We start from the raw sequence: 8,051 nt of genomic DNA, 5'->3' as shown, positions 1-8,051 counted from the left end.
TTCGCTTTACGTCCGGACACCCTGCCCCTCCGGCCCGTCCCCTCCCGTGGGTGGGTGGGTGTGAGGTGGTGGGGGTGGGCGCTTGGTGTCCTCTGCGGGACCGGTCAGGGGTGCTTCAAGGGGAGGGGGGCGCCCATGACCGCGTACGGGGTGGGGGCGCTGGGGAAGAGGACGCGGCGGGCCAGGTCTTGGTAGCCGAGGGAGCGGTAGAGGCGGCGGGCGGGGCTTTCGGTGTCGATGGCCGAGAGGATGGAGCGGGGTTCGGCGGCCTCGTCGGTGATGCGGGTGATCAGTGCGCGGCCGACGCCGCGGCGCTGGTAGGCGGGGTGGACGTGCAGCTCGGTGATGGTGAAGGAGTCATCGAGCCAGTGGTCCAGGCCCTCGCTGCGGAGGTAGGGCTCGACGACGGTGGACCACCAGTGGGCGCGGTCGTTGGGCATGCCGTAGACGAAGCCGGCCAGCCGGCCGTCGGGGGTGGTGGCGCCGAGCGCGCGGGCGCCGGGGCAGCGGAGGTGGCGCAGCACGATGTGCCGGCGGACGGCGACCTCCTCGTCGCTCAGCCCGAAGGCGAGCGCCTGGACGGCCAGCGCGTCGTCCACGCGGGCAGCGAGATCAAGGGGGCCGACCGCGACGTCATCCATGCCCGGAGCGTACAAGGCGGTGCGTCAGAACAGCACGCTCATGAACGCTCCGACTTCCTCGAAGCCGACCCGGCGATAGGAGGCGCGGGCCGCGGTGTTGAAGTCGTTGACGTAGAGACTGACGACGGGGGCGACGTCGCTGAGGGCGTAGCGCAGCACGGCGGCCATACCGGTCTCGGAGAGGCCCTTGCCGCGGTAGGCGGGGTCGACCCAGACGCCCTGGACCTGGCAGGCCCGCTGGGTGGCGGCGCCGATCTCGGCCTTGAAGATGACCTTGCCGTTCTCGATCCGGGCGAAGGAGCGGCCGGCGCCGACGAGTTCGGCGACCCGGGCCTGGTAGAGGAGCCCGCCGTCGCCGGCCATCGGGGAGATGCCGACCTCCTCGGTGAACATGGCCACGCACGCGGGCATGATCAGGTCCATCTCGTTCTTGCGGATCCGCCGGACGTCCGGGTCGGGGGCGATCTCGGCGGACGGTGTGGTGGTGACCATCAGGGGCTGGTGGGCACGGATTTCCCGGGCCGGTCCCCAGTAGGGCTCCAGCAGCGACCAGAGTTCGGCGGTGACTTCCGCCGGGCCGACGATGGACGAGCAGCGGCGGCCCTGGCGGCGGGCGCGCTCGGCGAAGCCGCGGACGGCCTCGGAGCCGGCGCAGACCGGGACGAGGTTGGCGCCGGCGTAGCAGAGCGACTCCAGGCGGCCGTCCACGTACCAGCCCCACATCTCGCCGCCCAGCCGCCAGGGGTCGAGACCGGCGACCTGTACACGGGCGGCGACAAAGGCATTGGCGACCGGATCGCGGTCGAGGACCGCGAGGGCGTCGTCGAGTTCCCCCGGCTCGAGGACCTTGATGGCGGTGGTCGTCAGCACGTGTCGGAAAGCCTCACCGTTACGGGCCTGGGAGGCCAGGCGGGAGCAGGTCTTGGCACTTTACCTCGCGCCTGCGGGGAGCACCCGGCCGCTGCGGGGGCGGATTCTCCCGGGCAGCGCGGAGCCCCGCGGCCCGGGGCGGGCGGCGGGGCTCGGCGGTGGTGCTGCGGGGCGGTGGTGCCGTGGGTCAGCCGGCGATGGCCACGGTCGGTTCGCCGGAGGCGATGCCGTCCTTCTCCATCTGCTCGGCGATCTTCATGGCCTCTTCGATGAGGGTCTCGACGATCTTCGACTCGGGGACGGTCTTGATGACCTCGCCCTTGACGAAGATCTGGCCCTTGCCGTTGCCGGAGGCGACGCCGAGGTCGGCCTCGCGGGCCTCGCCGGGGCCGTTGACGACGCAGCCCATGACGGCGACGCGCAGCGGCACCTCCATGCCGTCCAGGCCCGCGGTGACCTCGTCGGCGAGCTTGTAGACATCGACCTGGGCGCGGCCGCAGGACGGGCAGGAGACGATCTCCAGTCGGCGCTGGCGGAGGTTGAGCGACTCCAGGATGGAGATGCCGACCTTGACCTCCTCGGCGGGCGGCGCGGAGAGCGAGACCCGGATGGTGTCGCCGATGCCCTCGCTGAGCAGTGCGCCGAAGGCGACCGCGGACTTGATCGTGCCCTGGAAGGCCGGTCCGGCCTCGGTGACGCCGAGGTGGAGCGGGTAGTCGCACTGGGCGGCGAGCTGGCGGTAGGCGTTGACCATCACGACCGGGTCATTGTGCTTGACCGAGATCTTGATGTCGCGGAAGCCGTGCTCCTCGAAGAGGGAGGCCTCCCACAGCGCGGACTCGACCAGCGCCTCGGGGGTGGCCTTGCCGTACTTCTGGAGCAGGCGGCGGTCGAGGGAGCCGGCGTTGACGCCGATCCGGATCGGGGTGCCGGCGTCGCCGGCCGCCTTGGCGATCTCCTTGACCTTGTCGTCGAACTGCTTGATGTTGCCGGGATTGACCCGGACCGCGGCGCAGCCGGCGTCGATCGCGGCGAAGACGTACTTCGGCTGAAAATGGATGTCCGCGATGACCGGAATCTGCGACTTCCGGGCGATCACGGGCAGCGCGTCGGCGTCGTCCTGCGTGGGGCAGGCAACCCGGACGATCTGGCAGCCGGAGGCCGTCAGCTCGGCGATCTGCTGCAGCGTCGCGCCGATGTCGGACGTGCGTGTGGTCGTCATCGACTGCACCGAGACCGGTGCGTCTCCGCCCACGGCGACCGGGCCGACCTGGATCTTGCGGCTGACCCGTCGGTCGGCAAGTTTGGTCGGTACGTCCGGCATTCCCAGTGAAATGGCAGTCATCTGGCGAGCAACCCCAAGGTGTGGATCAAGGCCCCGCAGCGGCGGGCTCCGGTCTTCGAGATTACGGCACCACGGCCGCGGCAAGCACATCGCGCCCGTGTCGCGCCACGAACGGAGACGGCCGGACACCTCCAAACGCCACGGAGGGGCCCGGCCGCCGCCAAACCTGTTTTCAGGTCAGCTTCACCGGATTCACCACGTCGGCGACGAGGACCAGCAGCGTGAAGCAGATGAAGATCCCGGCGACGACGTATGCGACCGGCATCAGCTTGGCGACGTCGAAGGGGCCGGGGTCGGGCCGCCGGACGATCTTGGCGAAGGCCCGCCGGATCGCCTCCCACACGGCGCCGGCGATGTGCCCGCCGTCCAGTGGCAGCAGCGGCAGCATGTTGAACAGGAACAGCGAGAGGTTGAAGCCGGCGACCAGGAAGAGCATGGTCGCCACTCGCTGCTCCGGCGGGATGTCGAGCGAGAACACCTCGCCGCCGACCCGGGCCGCGCCGACCACGCCCATCGGGGAGTCCGCCTTGCGCTCGCCACCGTTGAAGGCCGCGTCCCACAGGTCCGGGACCTTGGCCGGCAGGTCTATCAGCGAGGAGACGCCCTGCTGGACCATGTTGCCCATGCGGTCGACGGACTGGCCGAAGGACTGCTGGACGACGCCGCTGGCCGGGGTGAAGCCGAGGAATCCTGCCGTGACGAATTCGCCGGGGACGTAGCCGCCGCGGCCGTCGGTCTTGGCGACCTTGTTCTCGATGAGGTCGGCGTGCAGGGTCTGGCGGGCCCCGTGCCGTTCGACAACGAGCGTCGCGGGCCCGGTGGTGTCGCGGATCTGCTGCTGGAGGGCGCCCCAGTCCGGGACCGGGTGGCCGTTGAACGAGACGATCTTGTCGCCGGCCCGCAGGCCCGCGGCCTTCGCCGGGGAGTCCTTGGCGCCGGCCGGGCACTTGTCGGTCTTGGCCGCGGCCGAGATCACGCACTCCGAGACCGAGCCGACCTGGGTGGTCTGGGTGTTGATGCCGAAGCCCATCAGCACACTCATGAAGATCACGACCGCCAGGATCAGATTCATGAACGGCCCGGCGAACATCACGATGACGCGCTTCCAGGGCTTGCGGGTGTAGAAGAACCGCTTCTCGTCGCCGGGCTGGAGCTCCTCGAAGGCCGCCGAGCGGGCGTCCTCGATCATGCCGCGGAACGGCGAGGAGGAGCGGGCCTGGAGCTTTCCGTCGTCCCCGGGCGGGAACATCCCGATCATGCGGATGTAGCCGCCGAGCGGGATGGCCTTGATGCCGTACTCGGTGTCGCCCTTCTTGCGGGAGAAGATCGTCGGTCCGAAGCCCACCATGTACTGCGGCACGCGGATGCCGAACATCTTGGCCGTGGAGAGGTGGCCGAGCTCGTGCCAGGCGATGGAGAACAGCAGGCCGACGACGAAGACGACTATGCCGAGGATGGTCATCCAGGTCGTCATGCGCGAGCCTCCGAAGGTGTCCGTGCCGCACGGGCGGCCAGTTCGCGGGCGCGGGCGCGCGCCCAGGTCTCCGCCTCCAGGACGTCCGCGACCGTCAGGGAGGTTCCCTGCGCGGGCGTGCCGTGCTCGGCGACCACTGCGGCGACCGTATCCACAATCCCTGTGAATGGCAGCCCGCCCTTGAGGAACGCATCCACGCATTCCTCGTTCGCAGCGTTGAACACGGCGGGGGCGGTGCCGCCCAGATCACCGACATGGCAGGCCAGCGGGACGGAGGGGAAGGCCTCCTCGTCCAGCGGGAAGAACTCCCAGGTCTGCGCCTTCGTCCAGTCCACGCCGGGGGCGGCGTCCGGAACCCGCTCGGGCCAGCCGATGCCCAGTGCGATCGGCATCCGCATGTCGGGCGGGCTGGCCTGGGCGAGCGTGGAACCGTCGGTGAACTCCACCATCGAGTGGATGTAGGACTGCGGATGGACGACGACCTCGATGCGGTCGAAGGGGACGTCGAAGAGCAGATGCGCCTCGATGACCTCCAGGCCCTTGTTGACCAGGGTCGAGGAGTTGATCGTGACGACCGGGCCCATCGACCAGGTGGGGTGGGCCAGCGCCTGCTCGGGCGTGACGTCGGCCAGCTCGCGCCTGGTGCGGCCGCGGAAGGGGCCGCCGGAGGCGGTGACCACCAGCTTGCGGACCTCGGCCCGCTCGCCGCCGGCCAGCGCCTGGAAGAGCGCGGAGTGCTCGGAGTCGACGGGGATGATCTGGCCTGGCGCGGCGATCGCCTTGACCAGCGGGCCGCCGACGATCAGCGACTCCTTGTTGGCCAGCGCGAGCACCCGGCCGGCTTTGAGGGCGGCGAGCGTGGGGGCGAGGCCGATGGAGCCGGTGATGCCGTTGAGGACGGTGTGGCAGGGGGAGGCGGCCAGGTCGGTCGCCGCGTCGGGGCCGGCCAGGATCTCCGGCAGCGGTTCGCCCGCGCCGTAGCGGTCCGCCAGCGCCGTCCGCAGCGCGGGCACCGCCTCCTCGCGCGCCACGGCGACGGTGGTCACCCGCAGCTGGTGCGCCTGATCGGCGAGCAGCTCGACCCGGCCGCCGGCCGCGGAGAGCGCGGTCACCCGGAACCGGTCGGGGTTGCGCAGCACGATGTCGATCGCCTGGGTGCCGATCGATCCGGTCGAGCCGAGGATCACGATGGAGCGGGGGCCGCGCGGGCCGTCCGGGTCGGTGGCCGCCGGCTCGAAACGCAGGTGCGGGTGGGCGAGGGAGTCCGTCATGCGGTCCATTGTGGCCGGTCGGCACGGGGACCGGGGCACCCAGGGCGGTCAAACGGATCATGGGGCCGTACGGCACGTGCCCCGGGGCCGGTTCCGCGGATCGCTGGCGGACCGGCCCCGGGCGTGCGGCCGGGGGACGTTCAGCGGATGGGCCGCCGGACGTTGTCGGTCATGCTCGGGCCGGGAGTGGCGTCGGCGATCCAGGGGCCCTCGCCGCTGGGGTCGACGATGCCTTCCTCCAGCCAGGCGTAGCTGCCGTCGAGGACGCCGGAGACGACCTTGCGGTCGAGTTCGTCGGTGTTGCTCCACAGCCGGCCGAACAGCTCCTCGACGCGGATCCGCGCCTGCTGACAGAACACATCGGCGAGCTGCTGCGCCTCCCGGCCGTGCTCACCGGTCTCCCGCAGGTACTCGGCGCGTACGCAGGCGGCGCTCATCGCGAAGAGTTCGGCGCCGATGTCGACGATCCGGCCGAGGAAGCCCTGCTTGGTCTCCATCCGGCCCTGCCAGCGGGACATCGCGTAGAAGGTGGAGCGGGCGAGCTTGCGGGAGGTCCTCTCGACATACCGCAGATGCCCCGCAAGGCGGCCGAACTCCTGGTAGGTACGCGGGAGCTGACCCGGTCCGGCGACGAGCTTGGGCAGCCAGCGGGCGTAGAAGCCGCCGGCGCGGGCCGCCGCCCGGCCCTTGTCGGCGAGGGTCTTGTCGGGGTCGATGAGGTCACCGGCGACCGACAGGTGGGCGTCCACCGCCTCGCGGGCGATCAGCAGATGCATGATCTCCGTGGAGCCCTCGAAGATCCGGTTGATGCGCATATCGCGCAGCATCTGCTCGGCGGGGACCGCGCGTTCGCCGCGGGCGGCGAGCGAGTCGGCGGTCTCGAAGCCGCGGCCGCCGCGGATCTGGACCAGCTCGTCGGCCATCAGCCAGCCCATCTCGGAGCCGTAGAGCTTGGCGAGGGCGGCCTCGATGCGGATGTCGTTGCGGTTCTCGTCGGCCATCTGGGAGGAGAGGTCGACGACCGCTTCGAGGGCGAAGGTGGTGGCGGCGATGAAGGAGATCTTGGCGCCGACTGCCTCGTGCCGGGCGACCGGGCGGCCCCACTGCTCGCGGGCACCCGACCACTCCCGGGCGATCTTCAGGCACCACTTGCCGGAGCCGACGCACATCGCGGGCAGCGACAGCCGTCCGGTGTTGAGGGTGGTCAGCGCGATCTTCAGGCCGGCGCCCTCGGGGCCGATGCGGTTGGCGGCCGGGACGCGTACCTGGTGGAAGCGGGTGACACCGTTCTCCAGACCGCGCAGGCCCATGAACGCGTTGCGGTGCTCGACGGTGATGCCGGGCGAGTCCGCCTCGACGACGAAGGCCGTGATGCCGCCCTTGTGGCCGTCGGAGGCGGGCACCCGTGCCATCACGACCAGCAGATCGGCGACCACGCCGTTGGTGGTCCACAGCTTCACGCCGTCGAGGACGTAGTCCGTGCCGTCCGGGACGGCCATGGTCGCCAGCCGGGCCGGGTCCGAGCCGACGTCGGGCTCGGTCAGCAGGAAGGCCGAGATGTCCGTACGGGCGCAGCGGGGCAGGAAGGTCTCCTTCTGCTCCTCGGTGCCGAACAGCTTCAGCGGCTGCGGTACGCCGATCGACTGGTGCGCGGAGAGCAGTGCGCCGATGGCGGGGCTGGCGGTGCCGGCCAGGGACAGCGCCCGGTTGTAGTAGACCTGTGTGAGGCCGAGGCCGCCGTACTTGGGGTCGATCTTCATCCCGAACGCGCCGAGCGCCTTGAGCCCGTCGACGGTCTCGTCCGGGATCTGCCCCTCGCGCTCGATCCGGGCGCCGTCGACCTCGTTCTCGCAGAACTCGTGGAGCGTGGCGAGGAACTTTTCACCGCGGCGCACGTCGTCGACGGCCGGGGTGGGGTGCGGATGGATGAGGTCGAGCCGGAAACGCCCCAGGAACAGTTCCTTGGCGAAGCTGGGCTTGCGCCAGTCCTGCTCGCGGGCCGCCTCGGCGACCTGGCGTGCTTCGCGCTCGGAAACGTTGCGGATGGATGGAGCGGTCATCAGGAGCTCACCTCGCCGCTGGGTCGGGAGTTCAGCGCCGGCGGGCCGGTCGGCCGCTGGACAGCGCTACTTGTGAGAGTTACCCGATCCGCACGGGTTGCACCACTGGAGCTACCCGGCGCGGCCACGGATTCGAGCCGGCGCGCACCAAGCGGGACATACGCCCCGGCATCGTGGCGGGCCGGCCGGCCGCCCTCCGCCCTTCGGGGGGTGCGGCGTACCACGAAGGGTGTACGCGCGGCGATGTCTCCCCCCTGCGGTGCTGCCGCGGCTCCCTCTCAGACAGGAGGAAGCGGAGGGGGCCCGTCCCGTACGGTCAAGATCCGGCACGGCGGGGAGACCGTGCCGGAAACGGGGGACGCGGCGCGCTCCGGAACAGGGTGCCGGAGC

Annotated in this window: 6 protein-coding genes; all 6 read right to left on the bottom strand. The window is 70.9% G+C overall.

From position 1 onward, the window contains the following. Positions 1-104: 104 nt before the first annotated feature. The 6 genes from ACFW5B_RS34965 to ACFW5B_RS34940 all read right to left on the bottom strand — a co-directional run bounded on the left by ACFW5B_RS34965 (position 105) and on the right by ACFW5B_RS34940 (position 7,661). Positions 105-641, bottom strand: a complete 537-nt coding sequence (locus ACFW5B_RS34965) for a GNAT family N-acetyltransferase (protein ID WP_386449070.1) — start codon at positions 639-641, stop codon at positions 105-107. A gap of 24 nt (positions 642-665) precedes the next feature. Further along, the gene (locus ACFW5B_RS34960; RefSeq protein WP_386449067.1) at positions 666-1,511 is read right to left on the bottom strand and encodes a GNAT family N-acetyltransferase; all 846 of its coding nucleotides are present in this window, start codon (positions 1,509-1,511) and stop codon (positions 666-668) included. A gap of 187 nt (positions 1,512-1,698) precedes the next feature. After that, a complete protein-coding gene (gene ispG, locus ACFW5B_RS34955; protein WP_386219861.1) occupies positions 1,699-2,856 on the bottom strand; it encodes a flavodoxin-dependent (E)-4-hydroxy-3-methylbut-2-enyl-diphosphate synthase in 1,158 nt (385 codons plus the stop codon). 172 nt (positions 2,857-3,028) lie between these two features. Next, positions 3,029-4,330 (bottom strand): M50 family metallopeptidase, encoded by a 1,302-nt coding sequence (locus ACFW5B_RS34950; protein ID WP_386449064.1) that lies wholly within the window; start codon positions 4,328-4,330, stop codon positions 3,029-3,031. Beyond that, entirely contained in the window at positions 4,327-5,601 is a 1,275-nt protein-coding gene (dxr, locus tag ACFW5B_RS34945) for a 1-deoxy-D-xylulose-5-phosphate reductoisomerase (RefSeq protein ID WP_386449061.1), read from the bottom strand. The genes ACFW5B_RS34950 and dxr overlap by 4 nt, the downstream gene beginning before the upstream one ends. A 140-nt stretch (positions 5,602-5,741) precedes the next feature. After that, positions 5,742-7,661 (bottom strand): acyl-CoA dehydrogenase family protein, encoded by a 1,920-nt coding sequence (locus ACFW5B_RS34940; RefSeq protein WP_386449058.1) that lies wholly within the window; start codon positions 7,659-7,661, stop codon positions 5,742-5,744. Positions 7,662-8,051 lie beyond the last annotated feature (390 nt).

Source organism: Streptomyces sp. NPDC058773 (genome assembly GCF_042746015.1).
In the GTDB taxonomy this organism is placed as follows: Bacteria; Actinomycetota; Actinomycetes; order Streptomycetales; family Streptomycetaceae; genus Streptomyces.
Note: the sequence above shows the minus strand (reverse complement) of the source record. Positions and strands in the feature narration are given on the sequence as shown.